The 20,922-nt window shown below is 45.7% G+C and carries 18 protein-coding genes; 17 read left to right on the plus strand and 1 reads right to left on the minus strand.

What is annotated here, in order from left to right; all coding sequences use genetic code 11:
• Positions 1 to 276 precede the first annotated feature (276 nt).
• From rnhB to AC3ITG_RS11535, 5 genes are all read left to right on the plus strand, one after another.
• On the plus strand, positions 277 to 981 hold the full coding sequence (gene rnhB, locus AC3ITG_RS11515; RefSeq protein ID WP_413377445.1) for a ribonuclease HII: 705 nt from the start codon (positions 277 to 279) through the stop codon (positions 979 to 981).
• A 30-nt stretch (positions 982 to 1,011) separates the two neighbouring features.
• On the plus strand, positions 1,012 to 3,051 hold the full coding sequence (locus AC3ITG_RS11520; RefSeq protein WP_489253783.1) for a DNA ligase: 2,040 nt from the start codon (positions 1,012 to 1,014) through the stop codon (positions 3,049 to 3,051).
• Positions 3,048 to 3,356 (plus strand): EscU/YscU/HrcU family type III secretion system export apparatus switch protein, encoded by a 309-nt coding sequence (locus AC3ITG_RS11525; protein WP_064639081.1) that lies wholly within the window; start codon positions 3,048 to 3,050, stop codon positions 3,354 to 3,356. Before AC3ITG_RS11520 ends, AC3ITG_RS11525 begins: the two co-directional genes overlap by 4 nt.
• The gene (locus tag AC3ITG_RS11530) at positions 3,350 to 3,748 is read left to right on the plus strand and encodes a YraN family protein (protein ID WP_489253784.1); all 399 of its coding nucleotides are present in this window, start codon (positions 3,350 to 3,352) and stop codon (positions 3,746 to 3,748) included. Before AC3ITG_RS11525 ends, AC3ITG_RS11530 begins: the two co-directional genes overlap by 7 nt.
• A 375-nt stretch (positions 3,749 to 4,123) precedes the next feature.
• The gene (locus AC3ITG_RS11535; protein ID WP_413377451.1) at positions 4,124 to 4,675 is read left to right on the plus strand and encodes a nitroreductase family protein; all 552 of its coding nucleotides are present in this window, start codon (positions 4,124 to 4,126) and stop codon (positions 4,673 to 4,675) included.
• A gap of 233 nt (positions 4,676 to 4,908) precedes the next feature.
• Here the strand turns inward: AC3ITG_RS11535 and AC3ITG_RS11540 are convergent, their stop codons facing one another.
• Positions 4,909 to 6,513: a YifB family Mg chelatase-like AAA ATPase gene (locus AC3ITG_RS11540; protein WP_489253785.1), complete on the minus strand. Its 1,605-nt coding sequence runs from the start codon at positions 6,511 to 6,513 to the stop codon at positions 4,909 to 4,911.
• Between the two features lie 512 nt (positions 6,514 to 7,025).
• Here AC3ITG_RS11540 and AC3ITG_RS11545 point away from each other — a divergent pair.
• From AC3ITG_RS11545 to fliF, 12 genes are all read left to right on the plus strand, one after another.
• Positions 7,026 to 7,481: a MarR family winged helix-turn-helix transcriptional regulator gene (locus tag AC3ITG_RS11545; RefSeq protein WP_413377455.1), complete on the plus strand. Its 456-nt coding sequence runs from the start codon at positions 7,026 to 7,028 to the stop codon at positions 7,479 to 7,481.
• A 252-nt stretch (positions 7,482 to 7,733) separates the two neighbouring features.
• Positions 7,734 to 8,894, plus strand: coding sequence for an ADP-forming succinate--CoA ligase subunit beta (sucC, locus tag AC3ITG_RS11550; RefSeq protein WP_489253786.1), 1,161 nt, complete (start codon positions 7,734 to 7,736; stop codon positions 8,892 to 8,894).
• 79 nt (positions 8,895 to 8,973) lie between these two features.
• Complete coding sequence (sucD, locus tag AC3ITG_RS11555) at positions 8,974 to 9,903, plus strand: succinate--CoA ligase subunit alpha (protein ID WP_489253787.1); 930 nt, start codon at positions 8,974 to 8,976, stop codon at positions 9,901 to 9,903.
• A gap of 247 nt (positions 9,904 to 10,150) precedes the next feature.
• Entirely contained in the window at positions 10,151 to 11,281 is a 1,131-nt protein-coding gene (dprA, locus tag AC3ITG_RS11560; RefSeq protein WP_489253788.1) for a DNA-processing protein DprA, read from the plus strand.
• Positions 11,282 to 11,401: 120 nt separating this feature from the next.
• Entirely contained in the window at positions 11,402 to 13,492 is a 2,091-nt protein-coding gene (gene topA / locus AC3ITG_RS11565; RefSeq protein ID WP_413377460.1) for a type I DNA topoisomerase, read from the plus strand.
• 23 nt (positions 13,493 to 13,515) lie between these two features.
• Positions 13,516 to 14,859, plus strand: a complete 1,344-nt coding sequence (gene trmFO / locus AC3ITG_RS11570) for an FADH(2)-oxidizing methylenetetrahydrofolate--tRNA-(uracil(54)-C(5))-methyltransferase TrmFO (protein ID WP_413377462.1) — start codon at positions 13,516 to 13,518, stop codon at positions 14,857 to 14,859.
• Between the two features lie 26 nt (positions 14,860 to 14,885).
• Positions 14,886 to 15,428: an ATP-dependent protease subunit HslV gene (gene hslV / locus AC3ITG_RS11575; RefSeq protein WP_489253789.1), complete on the plus strand. Its 543-nt coding sequence runs from the start codon at positions 14,886 to 14,888 to the stop codon at positions 15,426 to 15,428.
• A 138-nt stretch (positions 15,429 to 15,566) separates the two neighbouring features.
• Positions 15,567 to 16,967: an ATP-dependent protease ATPase subunit HslU gene (hslU, locus tag AC3ITG_RS11580; protein WP_413377466.1), complete on the plus strand. Its 1,401-nt coding sequence runs from the start codon at positions 15,567 to 15,569 to the stop codon at positions 16,965 to 16,967.
• A 988-nt stretch (positions 16,968 to 17,955) separates the two neighbouring features.
• Positions 17,956 to 18,363 carry a flagellar basal body rod protein FlgB gene (flgB, locus tag AC3ITG_RS11585; RefSeq protein ID WP_489253790.1) on the plus strand — a complete coding sequence of 136 codons (408 nt, stop codon included), beginning with the start codon at positions 17,956 to 17,958 and terminating at the stop codon, positions 18,361 to 18,363.
• A 5-nt stretch (positions 18,364 to 18,368) separates the two neighbouring features.
• Positions 18,369 to 18,821, plus strand: a complete 453-nt coding sequence (gene flgC / locus AC3ITG_RS11590) for a flagellar basal body rod protein FlgC (RefSeq protein ID WP_090895951.1) — start codon at positions 18,369 to 18,371, stop codon at positions 18,819 to 18,821.
• Between the two features lie 64 nt (positions 18,822 to 18,885).
• Positions 18,886 to 19,197: a flagellar hook-basal body complex protein FliE gene (fliE, locus tag AC3ITG_RS11595; RefSeq protein ID WP_024630209.1), complete on the plus strand. Its 312-nt coding sequence runs from the start codon at positions 18,886 to 18,888 to the stop codon at positions 19,195 to 19,197.
• A gap of 137 nt (positions 19,198 to 19,334) precedes the next feature.
• Positions 19,335 to 20,918 carry a flagellar basal-body MS-ring/collar protein FliF gene (gene fliF, locus AC3ITG_RS11600; protein WP_413377471.1) on the plus strand — a complete coding sequence of 528 codons (1,584 nt, stop codon included), beginning with the start codon at positions 19,335 to 19,337 and terminating at the stop codon, positions 20,916 to 20,918.
• The last annotated feature ends 4 nt before the right edge of the window (positions 20,919 to 20,922 follow it).

Consider the following 20,922-nt stretch of genomic DNA (forward strand, 5'->3'; position numbering starts at 1 on the left):
TTATGGGATTGTATTGTACGTATATCTGGGTCTCTTAAATCATGCTATGATGAGTGATGAAGATTTAGCCTGCTCAATGCTGAATATCTTCAATTTAAGCCATCAGATACCGATAAAATAATAACTCACCATCGTATTATCATACATGCTTCACAGAAGTTTATTTCTTGTTTAATTGGATCTGGTAGAACAAAAATCGGGAATCTACGTCTATATAATAAAATGATATAAAAGTGAAGCGTTGAAGCAAGAGTGGGCAGAGGAGATGACACCGTAATGAATGAAATGAATGAGTTAATTGAATTGACGCAACTGGATGCCCTGGTTGAGCCGAAAAAGAAGAAAAAAGAATTGGTGGAGCCCAAAGATCTGCTGATCTATGAGCGTGAATATTGGGAAAGTGGATTTGAACGTATTGCCGGAATTGATGAAGTGGGACGCGGTTGTTTGTTTGGAGATGTAGTAGCGGCAGCCGTCATTTTACCTCGTGATCTGATTCTGGAAGGGGTTAATGATTCCAAGAAATTAACGGAGAAAAAGCGCGACGCATTATATGACATCATAATGGAAAAGGCGTTGTCAGTGGGAATTGGTTATGCGGATGCGGAAACGATTGATCAACTGAATATTAAGCAGGCTGCAAGGCTTGCCATGAAACGTGCGGTAGAAGCGCTTGAGGGCGTGCCAGATTATCTATTGGTGGATGCCGAAAAGGTAGATGTGAATATACCGCAGTTGTCCATTATTAAAGGTGATGCAAACAGTCAATCCATTGCGGCAGCATCCATTATTGCGAAGGTTACCCGGGATAGGCTTTGCAAGGAGGATTGGGATACGTTATATCCGGAATATGGTTTATCGATACATAAGGGATATGCAACGAAATTTCATCGTGAACAAATTATGGCTCGTGGTGCTACACCCATGCATCGTCGCAGTTTTCTCAGCAATCTGCTCGGAGAACAGCACACTTTATTTTAATTAACCATACATGGAGGGAGGGTGAAGGGTATGAATATAAGTTCCGTGATTCGTGGGTTGCTGGGAGATAGTAAACCGGGAAATGCCAAACCACTGGAGTTAAAGGAAGGTCAGGTTGTACGGGGTTCTGTGGTTAGTGTATCCGATGATGGAGCAGATGCGGTTCTTCAGATTCAGGGTGTACAGGTGCGTGCAAAACTGGAAACCCCGCTTCGCCCAGGTGAAACAACACTGCTTCAGGTTCAGCCTCCAGGTGAAAATGGCGTAACGGTAATGAAACCACTGACGGGTACATTAGCAGAACTGCCACAGGCATCTTTGAACAATTTGCTTCAGCAGGTAGGTTTACCGGATACCAAGGGGAATCGGGAACTGCTGTTAGCTATGCAGCGAAGCGGATTACCTTTAACCAAGGATAATGTAGCCATGGTTCAAAATATGATAACAGCCAAACCTGCACAAGTGCCTGTTGAAGAATGGGTGCAGGCGACAGGTATTGCTTTTCAGCGTGGTCTTCCGGTTACAGCGGAAACGGTAAAGGGTCTGCATCAAGCTGTTTTTGGCCCGCCACTACATCAGTTGTTGAAGGGTTTGGCTGAACAGCTAGAGTCTATGCTGACCCAAACCGCGGGTAAAACGCTGCCGACTGGTGAACAGGCAGCTACGGTGAAAAATATGGCTGGAGTGCCTGTACCGTTAAACGGAGAGCAGACAGGGGAAGCTTTAACTGCATCAGGAGGTAACCGTCAGGTAGGAGGCACAACTGGCTTATCCGGGCAACTCATGCCTGGGGCAGCCGCTGGTGATGCTCCAATGGCTGATGGGTTGAGGGATACTGCTGGCGGTGCGGTTAAAGGCAATGGGCAGACTGGAACAGGGACTGCCGAGACTGCTGGGCTAAAAGCAGGGGCCAGCCATGTTGAAACTGCTGGCAAGGTGGGTACAGGTATTCCGGCAGGAACCGGAATACCTGGTGAGAGCCCGCGTGCAGCTGACGCGGGCGTTGCTGGGAGCCGCCCGGGCATGCTGGGGGCGGCTGTGGATGTTGCGGCTGGCCGAGTGATAGCAGGCCAGCCTGAAGGGGGCGCGGCCGGGCGAACTGACGGCCGCGGTGAAACGCCTGCTGCTGCGGGGCCTACCGCTTCCGCAGCAGGGCAGGCGGCGCCAGCAGCTCCATCGGCAGCGCAGCTGGCGCCCAAGCTGCTGGCGCTGTTGGACGCGCTGCGCAGCGCGTCCACAGCCGCACCGGCACAGCCGGGTGCGGCGACACAGGCCGCACCTGCATCGCAGGGCGGCCAGGCGGCTGCGGCTGCCGGAGGCGCGCCGCAGCCTTTGCCAGCCGGCGCGGATGCGCTGCCGGCTGGCGGTAGTGCCGCAGCACCTGCGGGAGCTGCGGCGGCGCCTGTCACCCACGAGGGGGACCCGTGGGTGGGGCGCGTGCTGAAGCTGCTCGGTGCGGAGCACGAGCAGCAGGCAGTGCACGGCGCGGCTGCGCAGGCGCGCGTGAGCGATGTGGCGAGTCCGGGAACCACGGACACGCTCAAGGGCTTGCTGCTGCAGCTTGCCAGCAGCGATGGTGCACCGGCGGCGCTTAAGGATGCCGCCGGACAGGCCGTGCAATTTCTAACAGGTCAGCAGTTATTGCTGACAACGGATCGCAGTGCTACCTTTGCCCAGATGCACTGGTTTATCCCGATTACCGGACCCGATGGAGAAGAGACGGCTTCCGTTCAGATTCAGTCCCGCCGTGGGCAACGCGGTGAATTGGATGCATCAAACTGCCGCCTGTGGTTTGATCTGGATATGAAAAGTCTTGGTCCAACGCTGGTGGATGTGCATGTTGTTAATAATATCGTCAGTTTGCGTGTACTTAATGACGGCGAAGGAATGGGGCCGCTCCTGGAAAGTGGGCGCGAAGAGATCCATAAGGCGCTGGACAAGCTGGGTTATCAGTTGCTGACTTTCAAGGCGGAACCCTGGCCTGTTGGCCAGGAACCGGGTGCCGAACGAAAGATGACTGCCTCGGACTACAGTCCTGAACGATACAAAGGGGTGGACATGCGGGTATGAAAGAGGATTCGCAACCGGACCTGATATCCAAAAAGGCCGTTGCTTTAAAATATGTACCTGGTGAGAGCGAAGCGCCAGTAGTCGTAGCCAAAGGCCGTGGCAAAGTGGCAGAAGCCATTCTGGATAAAGCCAAGGAAAATGGTGTGCCTGTTCAGGAGGATGCTGCACTTGTCGAAGTGCTTTCCAAACTGGATTTGGATGAACAGATCCCGTCGGAACTGTATCAACTAGTGGCCGAAGTGTTGACCTATATTTATCGTGCTGACCGTTTGGCTTCTGGACGAGAGGAAGATGAATCATGGTAGAGCGCAGATCAGAACAGGGGCCAGCTTCAAAACTGACACGTCAGCAAAAAGGACGATTGGGTGAAGAAGCTGCTTGCGACTGTCTTCGAGAACATGATTATCGGATTCTCCGTCAAAATTGGCGTTGCCGAAGCGGAGAGATCGATATCGTTGCTTCCCATGAAGGCATGATTATTTTTATTGAAGTCCGCAGTAGAAGCGGAACTGGACAGTATGGAACACCCCAGGAGTCGGTAGATATTCGTAAAATGCAGCAGGTGCGTGCAACTGCATCTGTATATTTGCAAATGACGGGAGAGACGAATCATCAGATCCGTTTCGATGTGATTGCTGTCATGCTAGATAAAGCAGGCGGAACCGTTTCGATTGATCATATTATAAATGCGTTTTGAGTTCCTACTATATACGCGATTCTTCAGCTGGGTTAACCCACGAGAAAGTCACTTGAAAAAGTGACTCTCTTGTGGGTTGTTTTTTATTTTGAGCAGGATCATACCCGTATTGATTAAATAGCTACTTATAATGAAGAAAGGTTTATTCTATAAATCCCTTCGAGAGGTAAAAGTCGGAGTCGTCTTTTTGCATCCGAAATAACTAGAACAAAATAATGTTGTCAGCATTCCTTTGAATCCTATGAACCGATCAGTGTATAATCAAGATGGTAATCCAGTTTTGCTGCACCGTTTGATTTTTCATAAATGAGTTGATTCACATCGCAGGCTTGAACTGCGGTCACGGATAATTTTTATAATCTGGGAGGCATGGTCATGAGTAAATCTACCCAAACGGGTAACGCCGTAAGAGAAGCCATTCAAAATCGTCGTACCGTCAAAAAATTCAAAAAAGAAGCTGTTCCCACACAGCAGATTATTGATTTGTTGGACACAGCCGTATGGGCACCCAATCATAAATTGCGTGAGCCGTGGCGGTTTTTATTGTTTAGCGGAAATGGACTGAACAAGCTGGCAGACGCTATTGATGCAGAGATGGGAGAGGATAATAAGTTCTCTGCCAATATTAAGCAGGTCCCTGCCGTCATGATTGTTGTTATGGAAGAAGATCCGCGCCAGAATATCTGGGATGAAGATTTTGCAGCAGTGAGTGCATTGGTACAGAACTTCCTACTCGCGGCATGGAGTGAAGACATTGGCACGTTCTGGGTAACCAAGCCTTTCCTTTATGGACCAAAATTCCGTAAGTCCCTTGGCATTCAGGCTGGGGAAAAAATTATAGGCATGGTTTACATGGGGTATCCAGATGTTATTCCTTCTGCCAAAGAACGTACACCAGCCAAGGACAAGCTGACTATATTTGAATAATTGATATCTTGTTCGCTATTCATTCGAACGTGATGCTCTATGCAAAGCCCCTGCACGTATGCCTCTTCTTTTATAAAGAGGATATATATGCAGGGGTATTTGATTTGTAAAACTATTTAACTATGAATTTGAAATCTACAGATATCTCGTTTGAACCTATCATGATGCTGAAGGGTGAGGCACGTATTTCCCCTTATAGCCCTTATAGTCTTTATTGCCTTGATGACCCTCGCTCAAAATAAATTTAAATCCAGTTGACGATACTGTATCGCTTCAGCCACATGAGCTGTCAAAATGACGCCATCTTGATCCAAGTCTGCGATCGTCTGGGCCATCTTAATAATTCGATCATGTGCACGCATGCTCAGGTTCAGTGCTTGCAGTGTCTGCTGGAGCAGTTGATCTGCTTCTTCAGGCAGACGGATCGTTCGACGCAGAAGGGTTCCTGATAGCTGGCTATTCCAGCGAACTGAACTATTAGCATATCGTGCAGCCTGAATTAGATGAGCATGAATAACTTTGGCCTGCATTTCCGCTGATGAAGGAGAAGCGCCAGCCTTGCGCCACTCGCCTGGGGGAGGAACTTCGACCTGAAGGTCGATTCGGTCCAGCAAGGGTCCGGAAATTTTGGCACGGTACGCGGCCACGCGTGCAGGACTGCATATACATCTTTGATCCTCCGATTGGGCAGAGAGATAACCGCAAGGACAGGGATTCATAGAGCAGGCGAGCATAAATTGTGCAGGAAATGTGAACGCGGCTCTAGCACGGCTAATGGTGACTTTACGATCCTCCAATGGCTGTCTCAACACTTCAAGGACTTGCCGCTGAAACTCAGGCAGCTCATCCAGAAACAATATACCCCGGTGGGCAAGACTTACTTCACCCGGCTTGGGGATTCCGCCGCCTCCAATTAGACCTGAAGTGGAGATCGTATGATGTGGTGAGCGAAAGGGCCTGTCTGCGATGAGACCATTCGAGTTATCTTTCAGCTTTCCTGCGGCACTTAGCACTTTGGTTACTTCCAGCGCTTCGTCTTCGGACAATGGTGGGAGAATCGTAGGCAGCCGTTTAATTAACATGGTTTTCCCCGTTCCTGGAGGTCCGACCAGCAAAATATTGTGCATGCCAGCTGCGGCAATCATGAGTGCACGCTTTACGTGATGCTGTCCCAGAACATCACTATAATCATCCTCTAGGAATGAAGAGCGCATTGGGCCCTCATGGCGCTCCATATCACCGACATTGGGATTCAGAGCAGAAAGATGGGCGTAATCTTTTAAAACAACAGGCCCCGTATTCTGCAATATTCCTCCCTTGTTCTTTGAATTCGTTTCCTGTTCAGGAACGATATCTTGCAAATGACGAATGCCATATACCTGAATACCCCGGATCAGCGAAGCCTCTTCCAAATTATCGGCGGGCAGAAGAACGGAGGTGAAGCCTTGCCGTTTTGCCAAATCTACCATGGACAAAATGCCAGGTACAGATCTCACTGAACCGTCCAATGCCAGCTCACCCACCACCAATGTCCGTTCCTGCACAGGAAGTACTAGCTGACCACTTGTCGTAAGTAAACCAATAGCAATGGCAATATCGAAAGAAGATCCTTCCTTGCGCAGATCAGCGGGGGCCAGATTAATCGTAATCCGTTGCAATGGATACTGGTAACCACAGTTTTTTATAGCTGCACGAACACGTTCAACCGCTTCACGAATAGCCGAATCCGGCAATCCGATAATAGACGTCTGGGGTAAACCATTCGACAAATCTGTTTCCACTTCAATTAATACTCCATCAATTCCATATAAACAGGCACTATGCAGTTTTCCGTACATAATAAAAGAAACACCTCACTTCGTCCTTGGCGCGCATAATACAGGCCAGTCTACGAATTAAGGTGCTTCCTCAGCTTCTAACAAGCATTTTATATAAAAGAAATCAGGGCGTCAACCCGTCATCGTCATAGCTGCTGTAGATCTATCCCTGACTTCTGGATTGTTAACAGTTTACCGCAGGATTAAAGAAAGTTCAGTTCCAAATCAATGTCGCGCTGTTGTGGAGGAGTATGTAGACGAGTGGTGAGCTGTTTCAACATATCAAGAATTTTTTTGTCACGTGGTCATATGTTTTCGAACATCTAAGCTCGATAGTATATTTTATACAATTAAATTTAACGCTATTAAATAGAATAGTAAAATCATTTGTGCTCAATTATTCTGTTTTTCTTCTAATTTATGTTAAGATAGATGAAAGGCTCCTTATAATTCGCAAATTCTAGCGGTTATAACATTTGTAAGCCTCTATTATAAGGAATATAGAATGCACAATAGGTAGGTGAGACAGTTATATGCAGAATGAAAGTTTGAAGCTGGATAACCAATTATGCTTTGCCATATACGCTTGTTCACGTGAAATTACGAAGATGTACCAGCCCTATCTTGAGGTGCTTGGGGTAACCTATTCTCAATACCTGGTCTTGATGGTATTGTGGGAACGTGAAGAATGTACGGTTAAGGAAATCGGAGAGGCACTTTACCTCGATTCAGGGACTTTGACGCCTCTTCTGAAACGTTTGCAGTCAGCAGGACTTATTCATCGCGAACGTTCAGCTCAGGACGAACGAAAAGTATTGATTACACTTACAGACGCTGGGCGGGAACTTCGCCATAAAGCCTTGTCTATACCTGAAGCGATCCAGGAGGATGCATGTCTGAACAGTACTGAGTTCGAATCTTTACTGGGGCAGTTTAAGGGCCTGCTTGAGAAAGTACATCAAACTAACACCAAAGAAACCAGAAAATAAAATGCATCAACGTATTACAATCAATCAAGAACCTTGGCTTATTAGCTGAGGTTTTTTCCATTAATATCCAAGCATTCACAATATGGGATCATACCCATATCAAAATACTGTCTATTAACCATTACTTTTTTAAGGAAAGCGTTTTAAAAACATGTTACAATGAATTGGGTTTAAGTGAAAATAGTCAACATTTGTCTTTTGTTAGTCTACCAACCCGCCTTGTTGCAGTCATGTTGATAGGAGGATTCGAGAATGAATATCCATGAATATCAAGGAAAAGAAGTACTGAAACAGTATGGAGTCACCGTTCCAAACGGAAAGGTTGCTTATACAGTCGATGAAGCGGTTGCGGCCGCAGAGGCACTGGGCAGTCCGGTGACTGTAGTCAAAGCGCAAATTCATGCAGGTGGCCGGGGGAAAGCCGGCGGCGTGAAAGTAGCGAAAAGTATCGACGAAGTTCGTGCTTACGCATCCGAAATTTTGGGAAAAGTATTGGTAACACACCAGACTGGACCTGAAGGTAAAGAAGTGAAGCGTCTTCTGATTGAAGAAGGATGCGATATCCGCAAAGAGTATTATGTGGGTGTTGTTGTGGACCGTGCCACAGGCCGCGTCGTAATGATGGCTTCCGAAGAAGGCGGTACAGAGATCGAAGAAGTAGCTGAAGCTACACCTGAGAAAATTTTTAAAGAAATTATTGACCCTGCAATTGGATTGCAAGTGTTCCAGGCACGTAAACTGGCGTACAGCATTCGTATTCCGAATGAGTTGGTGAACAAAGCAGTTAAGTTTATGCTTGCGTTGTACACAGCATTTGTCGAAAAAGATTGCTCCATTGCCGAGATCAATCCGCTCGTTGTTACCGGAGATGGAAACGTTATCGCGCTGGATGCAAAATTGAATTTTGATTCCAACGCTTTGTTCCGTCACAAAGATATTCTGGAACTGCGTGATCTGGATGAAGAAGATGAAAAAGAAATCGAAGCTTCCAAATACGACCTGAGCTACATAGCACTTGATGGCAACATCGGCTGTATGGTCAATGGTGCGGGACTTGCGATGGCGACGATGGATATCATCAAATACTATGGCGGCGACCCGGCTAACTTCCTCGATGTTGGGGGCGGTGCTACAACAGAGAAAGTGACCGAAGCTTTCAAAATCATTTTGTCTGACACCAAAGTGGCGGGTATCTTCGTTAACATTTTTGGCGGCATTATGCGTTGTGATGTCATTGCCAATGGTGTTGTTGAAGCTGCGAAGCAGCTTGGCCTGACTAAACCGCTGGTTGTTCGTCTTGAAGGAACTAACGTGGAGCTTGGTAAACGTATTTTGGGTGAATCCGGCCTGAATATCGTCCCTGCTGATTCCATGGCTGATGGTGCACAGAAAATTGTTGCCCTCGTAAAATAAGTTCATTCCTGGGCAAATTGCTGCCTTAGTTCCGGAGCTGTCCGGCACTTGAAAAATAACCGTAAGGATGTGAAGCAACGTGAGTATTTTGATTGATAAAAATACAAAAGTCATTACGCAAGGCATTACGGGTTCAACGGGAATGTTCCACACGAAGGGCGCATTGGACTACGGAACCCAGATGGTAGGCGGCGTTACACCGGGTAAAGGCGGAACTAATGTTGATATTACGCTGGAAGATGGCAAAGTAGTTAGTCTCCCGGTGTTTAATACAGTACAGGAAGCGAAGGAAGCTACTGGCGCAACAGCGAGCGTCATCTACGTTCCTCCGGCATTTGCAGCGGATTCCATCATGGAAGCTGTTGACGCAGAGCTGGATCTCGTGATCTGTATTACCGAAGGTATCCCGGTACTTGATATGGTCAAGGTTGACCGTTTCATGGAAGGCAAAGATACCGTTCTGATCGGACCAAACTGTCCGGGCGTTATTACACCAGGTGAATGCAAAATCGGCATCATGCCGGGTTATATTCATATGCCTGGTCATGTTGGCGTGGTTTCCCGTAGTGGAACGCTCACGTATGAAGCTGTTCATCAATTGTCTGTGCGTGGAATTGGACAATCTTCTGCTGTGGGAATCGGGGGCGACCCGGTTAAAGGCTCCGAGTTCATTGATATCCTGAAACGGTTCAATGAAGATCCGCAGACACATGCGGTCATCATGATCGGTGAAATCGGTGGTACGGCTGAAGAAGATGCTGCAGATTGGGTACGTGATAACATGACCAAACCGGTAGTTGGCTTCATAGGTGGTGTTACGGCGCCTCCAGGCAAACGCATGGGTCATGCGGGCGCTATTATCTCTGGTGGTAAAGGTACAGCCAAAGAAAAAATTGCGAAACTGGAATCTTGCGGAATCAAAGTTGCTCCAACGCCGGCTGAAATGGGCTCGACTCTTGTGAGTGTACTTGAAGAACGCGGAATTCTGAATTTGTGCACGACACATTAATTCTTTTCCGTTATAATAGAAGAAACGGTGCTGGAAATTTATTTTTCTGGTGAACCGACTATTGATAATGCGGAAAAGGTAAGCAACCTTTTGTCCTGAACAGGGCGAAGGGTTGCTTTTTTGCGTTTTTTTACGGGTTGTAAAAGGGAGCTGTTGTCTGCCTGTAAGAGTAAACGCTTGCATTCCGTTGTCACTTATCACACAATATGAGGGAAGATTTTCTTCCCGTTATGGGAGGTTTCTGATTATGGAAGAGAGATGGATTTTGATTGGACTGCATGAAACGGATGGTATTGGTAAGAAAACAATCTCCAAACTGCTATCAGGACAACATCTACTGACGGATTTTCTGGATTATAAAGAAGGGGATTGGATTGCCGCGGGTTTACGCAGGGATCAGGCTACGCGTCTAACTAAGCAATTCAATGTCGACTGGATTGAGCAGAGACAAGAGAGTGTTTATAAACAGGGAATTGAAGTCGTTACCTATTTGGATCAGGACTACCCCATATTAATGAAGGAAGCCGTTCAGCCACCCTGGGTAATGTACGGTCGCGGAGATCTGAATCTGTTGCACTCTCAATCCATTGCAATGGTAGGAACACGTATGCCTACTGTATACGGACGTAAAATTGGTGAGAAGCTGGCAGAGCAACTATGCAAGGCCGGCCTGACCATTGTAAGCGGGCTTGCCAGAGGAATAGATAGTGTGTGCCATGATGCGACTCTTCGTGCAAACGGCAAGACTATTGCGGTATTTGGGACAGGAATTGATAACATCTATCCGCCTGAAAATACAAGTCTTGCCGAACGAATTGCCGAAACAGGGTTGCTTTTGTCAGAATATCCTCCGGGTACACGTGCGCGTCAGGGATTATTCCCGGAACGTAATCGGATCATTGCAGGGTTAACCCTCGGTACGCTAGTCGTTGAGGCTGATATCCGAAGCGGATCACTCATTACAGCAGATGCTGCACTCGAAGCGGGAAGAGACGTGTTTGCAGTCCCAGGTCCCATTACATCTCCCAAAAGCCGAGGCTCGCACAATCTGATTCGTCAGGGGGCAAAATTGGTGACTTGCGCCACAGATTTATTGGAAGAGTTTCGATTGGACTTGCCAAATGCCGAGCAACTTCCTTACAATAGAGGACGTTCGGCGGAAAGTAGTGAAACTTCCAATGAAGGAATATTCCCTGTCGTAAAACTATCTTCAGATGAACAACGTGTTATTTATCTGCTAGAGCAGGAAGAGCAATCACTGGATCAACTTGTGGAACAGCTCAACTGGGATTTTGGACATTTGCATTCAGTTCTGTTATCTTTAATCATAAAAAAGCAGATTAGCCAATTACCTGGAACCAAATACGCGAGGGTATGACAATGCTGCGATCAAGGCAGCATGTGAAAATAGATTATTAGCGGAAGTTAGTCCTGCTGCAAATGAAGTATGAATCATAAAAACAAGCAGCAGTTTCATGACTGAGAGGAGGATGAACCTATGGCGGATGCACTCGTAATCGTGGAGTCGCCCTCAAAGGCGAAGACGATCGGCAAATATTTAGGCAGCAAGTTCATCGTAAAAGCTTCGATGGGACATGTACGCGATTTGCCAAAGAGTCAGATCGGCGTTGAGGTGGAGAATGATTTTAATCCGAAATATATTACGATCCGCGGCAAAGGTTCAATTTTGAAAGAACTGAAGGATGCACGAAAGAAAGTGAAAAAAGTGTATCTCGCAGCTGACCCGGATCGCGAAGGTGAGGCTATTGCTTGGCATTTGGCCCATGCACTTGAACTGGATGAAACTGCGGATTGCCGAGTAGTATTTAATGAAATTACGAAACAGGCTGTCAAAGATGCGTTCAAAACGCCGCGTAAGATCAATATGGATCTGGTTAATGCGCAGCAGGCAAGACGTATTCTCGATCGGCTTGTAGGATATAAAATTAGTCCGTTATTATGGAAGAAAGTCAAAAAAGGATTGTCCGCTGGCCGCGTTCAGTCCGTGGCTGTCAAAATCATTATGGATCGTGAAAATGAAATTAATGATTTTGAACCGGAAGAGTACTGGAGCATTACTGCCAAATTGACAGCGGACGGAAATCCGCTTGAAGCCAAGTTCCATCAGTTGAACGGTACCAAAACCGAACTTGGCAGTGAGGCAGAAGTACAGGCCATTTTAAAACAGATCGAGGGCGCTTCTTTTACAGTCAAAGAAGTTAAAGAGAAGGAACGCAGTCGTAACCCTTCTGCTCCGTTTACAACGAGTTCCTTGCAGCAGGAAGCCGCACGTAAATTGAATTTCAGAGCTTCCAAGACGATGTCTGTCGCCCAACAGCTGTATGAAGGGGTAGACCTCGGAAAAGAAGGCACAGTAGGTCTGATTACGTATATGCGTACAGACTCTACCCGAATTGCAGCATCGGCTCAGGAAGAAGCCAAGGAATACATTATTGGTAAGTACGGTGAGCCATTTGCACCAGAGACGCCTAGAAACTATTCCAAAAAAGCAGCCAATGCTCAAGATGCGCATGAAGCGATTCGTCCAACTTCGATTTTGCGTGATCCGGATTCCATTAAATCGTTTATGAGTCGTGATCAATTCCGGTTGTACAAACTGGTTTGGGAACGTTTTATAGCGAGCCAGATGTCATCTGCCGTTCTGGATACACTATCCGTGGACATTGCTGCAGGAGATACGATTTTCCGGGCAGCGGGTTCAAAGGTTCGTTTCCAGGGATTCATGAAGGTATATGTAGAAGGTAATGATGACGGTACAACGGAAGAAGATCGTCTGCTGCCTCCACTGAAAAGTGGAGATGTGCTGGAGAATCGGGAAATTGAGCCGAAACAGCACTTTACACAGCCGCCACCACGTTATACGGAAGCAAGATTGGTTAAAACGCTTGAGGAACTGGGTATAGGGCGTCCGAGTACATATGCGCCAACGCTGGAGACCATTCAGAAGCGCGGATATGTTGCCATTGAAGAGAAGAAATTCATGCCAACGGAATTGGGCGAACTGGTCATCGAACAGATGGAGGAGTTTTTCCCGGAGATCCTGAATGTGGAGTTCACCGCGAACATGGAAGGTGATCTTGACCATGTGGAGGAAGGGTCGGAGGATTGGGTCAAAGTACTCGCAGAATTCTACGAATCTTTTGAGAAACGCCTTGAGTTTGCAGAAGAAGAAATGAAAGAAATCGAGATTGAAGATGAAGTATCGGATGAAATATGTGAGAAGTGCGGCAAACCGCTCGTTTATAAGCTGGGTCGTTTCGGCAAGTTTCTCGCATGTTCCGGATTTCCGGATTGCCGGAATACCAAACCGATCATCAAGGATATTGGTGTAACTTGTCCGAAGTGTAAGGAAGGGCATGTTGTTGAACGCCGCAGTAAAAAAGGACGTATTTTCTATGGTTGCGACAAGTATCCTGAATGTGATTTTGTATCATGGGATAGACCGTCAGCGAAACCATGTCCAAGTTGTGGATCACTAATGATTGAGAAACGGAACAAGCAGGGAACACGATTGCAGTGTACTTCATGTGATCATCAAGAGCCGGTAGAGGAACCGGAAGAAGACTGAGCGGATTAGCATAATGGGGGTAAATGATTTTGACGAATGAACAACAAGTAACCGTTATTGGTGCCGGGTTGGCAGGAACAGAAGCAGCTTGGCAGATCGCAAGTCGCGGTGTACGCGTAAAATTATACGAGATGAGACCGGTTGTGAAAACGCCGGCTCACCATACAGATAAATTTGCAGAACTGGTATGCAGCAACTCGCTTCGTGCCAATGGGTTGACCAACGCAGTCGGTGTATTGAAAGAAGAAATGAGAATGCTTAATTCTCTCGTCTTGGGTGCAGCAGACCGTCATGCCGTTCCAGCAGGTGGAGCACTTGCTGTGGACCGGGACGGATTTTCAGGCGAGATCACATCTACGCTTCATCAGCATCCACTCATCGAAGTTGTAAATGAAGAGCTGACTTCTTTGCCGGAAGACGGAATCGTTGTTGTTGCAACGGGGCCTTTGACTTCACCAGCATTGTCAGAGCAAATCAAGGCCCTTATGGGTGAGGAATACTTCTACTTCTATGATGCGGCTGCGCCAATTATCGAAAAAGATTCCATTGATATGAATAAAGTCTATCTTGCTTCACGTTATGATAAGGGCGAAGCAGCGTACTTGAACTGTCCAATGACAGAAGAGGAATTCGATGTGTTCTATGAAGCATTGATCACAGCGGAAGTTGCTCAACTGAAAGAGTTTGAAAAAGAAATTTATTTCGAAGGCTGTATGCCGATTGAAGTCATGATGAAGCGTGGTAAACAAACGGCTTTGTTTGGTCCAATGAAACCTGTAGGTCTCGTCAATCCGCATACTGGAGAACTGCCGCACGCTGTTGTTCAACTTAGACAGGACAATGCGGCAGGAACGCTGTACAATCTGGTAGGATTTCAGACGCATCTGAAATGGGGAGAACAAAAGCGTGTCTTTTCTTTGATACCTGGACTTGAAAATGCGGAATTTGTTCGTTATGGCGTGATGCACCGTAATACATTTATCAATTCTCCCAAACTGCTTCGTCCAACGTATCAGTTCAAAGAGCGTCCGAACCTGTTCTTTGCAGGACAAATGACGGGAGTAGAAGGTTATGTAGAATCTGCGGCATCCGGTTTAATCGCGGGTATGAATGCAGCCAAAGCAGCGCTTGAACAGGAACTGGTGGTATTGCCGGTAGAGACCACGCTGGGCAGTATGGCACAGTATATTACAACAGCTGATTTCAAACATTTCCAGCCAATGAACGCAAACTTCGGATTGTTGCCGAAGCTGGAAACTAAAATACGCAACAAAAAGGAAAAGAATGAAGCACTTGCGCAGCGTGCACTGGATGGCATTGCCCGTTTTGCAGCAGCAGAAGGTCTAACCGTTCCGGAACGCGTGTAAATTAATCGTGGGAGGAGGCTGATATCATGGATATGTCATTTCATGCTACAACGATCTGTGCAGTTCGTCATAATGGCAAAGCAGCCATTGCCGGTGATGGTCAGGTGACCATGGGGCAAAGTGTTGTGATGAAAAATACAGCCAAAAAGGTAAGACGTTTATATCGTGGACAGGTTGTGGCTGGTTTTGCAGGTTCCGTAGCGGATGCCATAACCTTGTTTGAGAAATTCGAAGGCAAGCTGGAGGAGCACCATGGCAATCTGCAGCGAGCAGCGGTAGAGCTTGCCAAGGATTGGCGCCAGGATCGGATTTTGCGTAAACTGGAAGCACTCCTGATTGTTATGGATAAAACGGGTATGCTGCTGATTTCTGGTGGGGGCGAAATTATCGAGCCGGATGATGACGTTATCGCCATTGGCTCGGGTGGAAACTTCGCCTTATCTGCTGCGCGTGCGTTAAAACGTCATGCAGTGGGACTGGAAGCGAAAGATATTGCTCGTGAATCACTCCAGATTGCTTCAGAGTTATGCGTATATACCAACAATAATATTATTGTTGAAGAGTTGTAAGGAAAGCAATCTCCCGTGATGGGGCATGATGATTAAATCGGCTCCAGTTACTTCGTGGAGATTCTTTGTCCTTGTAGGTAAGATTTATAATATTCTATCTCGTAAACAAGGTTCGCATACTGGTAGGAGGGAAGCTATATGGATACTCAAGCATTAACGCCAAGACAAATCGTTGCAGAGCTTGATAAGTACATTGTAGGTCAAAAACAGGCTAAAAAATCGGTAGCGGTCGCCCTTCGCAATCGTTATCGCCGTAGCCTTTTGCCCGAACATACCCAAGATGATATTGTACCTAAAAATATTCTGATGATTGGACCTACTGGTGTTGGTAAAACAGAGATTGCACGCCGACTGGCTAAGTTGGTAGGAGCTCCATTCGTAAAGGTGGAGGCTACGAAGTTCACGGAAGTGGGTTATGTTGGCCGTGACGTGGAATCTATGATTCGTGATCTGATTGAAACATCGCTGCGGATGGTCAAGTTGGAGCGTACAGAAAAAGTCAAGGACAAAGCGGAAGAGGCTGCCAATGAACGAATCGTACATATTTTGGCCCCTTCACAATCCAAATCCAAAAATCAGCGGAATCCGTTCGAAATGATTTTTGGCAATAATGGCAACAACACGCCTGAAACCGATGAGCAAGAACCGGATACGGGAGTAACCGAGCGGCGACGTAAAATCAAATTCGATTTGTTATCTGGCAAGCTGGAAGATGACATTATCGAGATCGATGTGGAAGATACCACGCCTAACATGATGGACATGTTCGCAGGTCAAGGAAATGATCAGATGGGGATGAACATGCAGGAGATGTTTGGCAGTTTATTGCCTCGTCGTACCAAAAAACGTAAACTGGCGATTAAGGAAGCTCGCAAAGTGTTGATTCAGGAAGAAGCGGGCAAGTTGATCGATATGGATGATGTTACTCAGGAGTCCATTCGCCGGGCGGAACAGACAGGTATCATATTCATTGACGAAATTGATAAAGTGGCCAGTCAAGGACGCGGTAGCGGCCCTGATGTATCCCGTGAAGGTGTACAGCGTGACATTCTGCCAATCGTGGAAGGGTCTACGGTAATGACGAAGTATGGCCCTGTCAAAACGGATTACATCCTGTTTATGGCAGCCGGTGCATTTCACGTAGCAAAACCCTCGGATCTCATTCCAGAGCTCCAGGGGCGTTTCCCGATCCGTGTAGAACTGAACAGCCTGACACTTGATGAATTTGTATCGATCCTTACTGAACCTAAAAATGCGTTAACCAAGCAGTATGTGGATTTGCTGCGTACGGAGAATATAGAGATTGAGTTCTCCGATGATGCTATTCGTGAGATTGCCAAGCTGGCTGAGTCCGTGAATCAGAATACCGAAAATATCGGTGCACGGCGCCTGCATACTATTCTGGAGAAACTTCTTGAGGATCTGTCTTTTGAAGCACCAGAACTTACGCTGGAGCGTATGATAATCACTCCGGAATATGTACGTGAGAAATTGAATGACATTGCACTTGATCGTGATTTAAGTCAATATATCTTGTAATATAGGTATAATGCTCTGTTCAGTGCGTGTTTGAAGTATGGATGACGGTATACAATGGATGAATAAAGATCACACGACTACACGGAAATAGGATATTCGGTCCTGGTTCCGACTGTAGTAGACTTTATTCAATCCACGTGTATGCCGTTTATTTTTGTTTTTGCCTAATATAATCTAGTATTATAACCGATAAAAGAGTTGGAGTTGTATAAGACTAGAGATATTCTAGGACTTGTGCCGCAGATATAATGTATTTAAGATTGTCGTCATGGTGGGAGCTAATAATTTATAATTCTAAAAATTCCAATAAAAGGATTTATTTTTTCCAAGTCTGGATATCGGTTTAATCAATGAGAGAAGATAAAATTGCGTAAATGCGCAAAATATGAATTTGATTGTATTGCAGATGTGACAAAAAAATATCGGTTCATCAAAATTTGCATGCGAGAGATAAATGTTAAAAAAGTGTTGGGGGAATTCAGTAAAATCAAATAATTCAATATGGATATTTTGTCAATTATCTATTTCATTGAAGATCAAAGAGTGTAGTTGAATTGATAAGAAAGCTTATTATATCGGTAAATATTTCTAATAAAAAACAGATTGAAGCATCTCAATGTATTTCAGGTTTGTATTATTATGATATGCCAAAACGTATAGAAGCATAGTATAAATTTTAAGAATGTTTAAGAGCTCAGATAGAGCACTTAAGCTTATTTTTGTTTTGGGCCCCAACATTTACGGAAAAATTCATAATTTGCAGAAAATACACAAAAAGCTCTGTCTTTCAGAAAAGATAGGGCTTTTTTCTTATTGTAATATATCCCAATCTCGAAGAAACTTATGTTATACGACAACATCAGAGTTAATTCTACTTAAGTCCTAGAAAACCGTGTAAAAGTGAATGTTTTTTGTCGAAAAAACATAAGCATCCTGACGGAAAAAGATTGAATCTATTTCCATAATTTCTAAAGAGAGGAGGGCGATTATGAATCTTTTGAATGATATTAGTTTTCAAAGGTTACAAGGTGCACTCGATGCCTCTAACATTAGACAACGAACGATTGCTGACAACATTGCGAATGCGGACACCCCGTATTTCAAGCGTTCGGACGTTTCTTTTGAAGAAATGCTAGAGGAACAAATGAATGGAGATATGCCTGTTCTTAAAGGGAAAGTAACGGATTCAAGGCATTTTGTCATAGGTCCTTCCTCTTCCATACCTACACCAGTAGTTAATATGGACCAGTCAACTTCTATGAATAACAACCAGAACAACGTCGATGTAGACAAAGAAATGAGTCTTCTGGCGGAGAACCAGCTGCGTTACAACGCTTATATTCAGCAAGTGAATGAACAGATCAAAATGATGCGTGTTGGAGTCGAAGGGAGATAACTTAGGTGAACATCAGTAACAGTTTCAGTATCAGTGCATCGGCTCTAACGGCTCAGCGTTTGCGGATGGACGTTATATCTTCCAACATTGCCAACGCGGAGACGACGCGCGCAAGTGTAACCAATGGCGAGGCAGTTCCTTACAAGCGCAAGATGGTTGTGCTTGAACCCAACAAGACTTCCTTCAACAGTTTGCTTCAAAATCAGATGAAAAGCAGTGGGTCTGGAGAGGGAGTAAGAGTATCGGAGATTCGTGAAGATCAGTCACCTCTGAAACCGGTCTATGACCCTTCACATCCGGATGCCAACGCTGAGGGATATGTGTACATGCCTAATGTGGATATCGCGAAAGAAATGGTGGACATGATCTCGGCTTCACGCTCATATGAAGCAAACGTCACAGCTTTGAACTCAACCAAAGCAATGATATCCAAGGCATTGGAGATAGGAAGAGCCTAGTTAATGGCTTAAAGGTGGAAATATCCATAAAACCAAAGAACAGAAATGAAAGGGAGGGACATTAATGATTCAGAACAACATGTTTAGCACACAGGGGATTCAACCGCTTCAGATGCAAAGTACGGCACAAAGTAAACCATCTACACCAGCCGAAACCATTCAGAGCTTCGGTACATACCTACAGGATGCGCTAGGGTCTGTAGCTGCACAGGAGACCCAAGCACATGAAATGTCAAACCAATTCCTGGTTGGAAAAGTGAACGTTGATCAGGTGATGATCGCTTCTGAACAGGCCCTGTTGAGTCTTCAACTTACGACTCAAGTCCGAAACAAAGTAGTCGAAGCATATCAGGAGATTATGCGTACGCAATTGTAAATTGGCTTAAATGCGCTTCGACAACAGCGCTGATTACTACAACAAGCAGCTACGATGCTGCTCCTGACCGTTAAACTTTAGAACATATAGAGATTGCGGAAGGACAGACCAAGCAAAGTTTCGGATGGGGTGACAGAGTGAATGAGAGAATTGCCCAGTACAGGGATAAGGCATCCCAGTATTGGAATAGTTTTAGCAAAAAGCAAAAAGTATTATTTATTTCCACCTTCCTGTTTTTAATTTTGGCTGCAGTTGTACTAACCATGCAATTGTCAAAGACGGAATATGAAGTTGCTTTCACGGATTTGAATGCAAGTGACTCTGCAGGCGTCATTAGTTATCTTGATTCATCCAGTATTCCATACAAATTAAGTGCAGACGGCAAGACCATATCTGTACCGAGCACGGATGTTGCTATTGCAAAAGTAAATATCGGATCACAAGGAATTATTCAGAATGGTTCATTAGGATATAAGTCATTCGAGGAGTCATCATCTCCAATCGGGATGACGGATAAAGAGTTCGATGTGAAGTATAACAATGCATTGAACGGAGAAGTGGAGCAGTTGCTTCAACGGATGCAAGGCATACAGGATGCTAAAGTACTGGTCAATATGCCCAAAGATAATATCTTTGCTGGCCTAGAAGAACAGGATAAAGCATCTGCATCGGTGGCCCTGCAGTTTAAACCGGGTTATCACCCTAATCAGGCTGCGGTAGATGGATATTTTAATTTGGTCAAGACAGCCATTCCCAATCTACCTATTGAAAACATAACGATTACTAACACGGATGAAGCGGAACTGATTCCGACGGCCCGAGGTGGTAGCGGGGGATTATCTTCTGAAGTTCAAGAGAACATGGCGTTACAGAAGAAATTCGAAAATGATGTTCGCAATAACGTGAAACAATTTCTTTCCCAGATTGTGGGTGACGAGAACGTCAATGTTCTGGTTGCTTCCAAGCTTAATTTTGACAAGGAAACGCGGAAAGAAAACCTGGTTACACCGGTCGATGTAGATAATATGAAAGGCATCGAGATCAGTGTACAAGAGATTCAAAAGAGCTACACTGGGGCAAGCAATCCGACAGGCGGTGTTGCTGGCACAGGTCAAGAGGAAGTTCCGGGTTATCCATCATCGGATGCATCAGGTAACTCAACCTCGGAAGAAACATCTAGCACCAAAAACTACGATGTCAACCGAATTGTTAAAGATATCGTTTCTAGTCCATATACTGTAAAAGATTTAACCATTAACGTTGCGGTTGAACCACCGGCAGGACAAACAGAATTACAAGCGCCGGTTCAGGATGCAATTGAAAATATTTTGGTTAACATTGTTCGTGCATCATTGGCGGACTCAGGCACTGTAACAAGTGACGCAGACTTGGCCAAAAAAGTTTCAGTAATGTCTCAAGGTTTCCAAACTGCTGCGGCAACCAATACAGGCTTCCAGCTTTCCACCGGAATGATGTGGGGTATAGGAGCACTGGTGGCAGCACTGATTGCAGCGGTTGTTATTTTGTTAGTACGCCGTCGTCGCAAACAAAACGAAATAGAAGAAGAGGATATTCCTCTTCCGGTAGCAACAGAGTTTCCGTCCATTACGTTGGACAGTGTAACGAACGAAAGTCAAGTGCGCAAACAATTGGAGAGTTTGGCCAAGAAAAAGCCAGACGAATTCGTCAATCTGCTGCGTACGTGGCTGGCTGACGAATAGAGGT

This window comes from Paenibacillus sp. GL_099_B, from assembly GCF_057835695.1.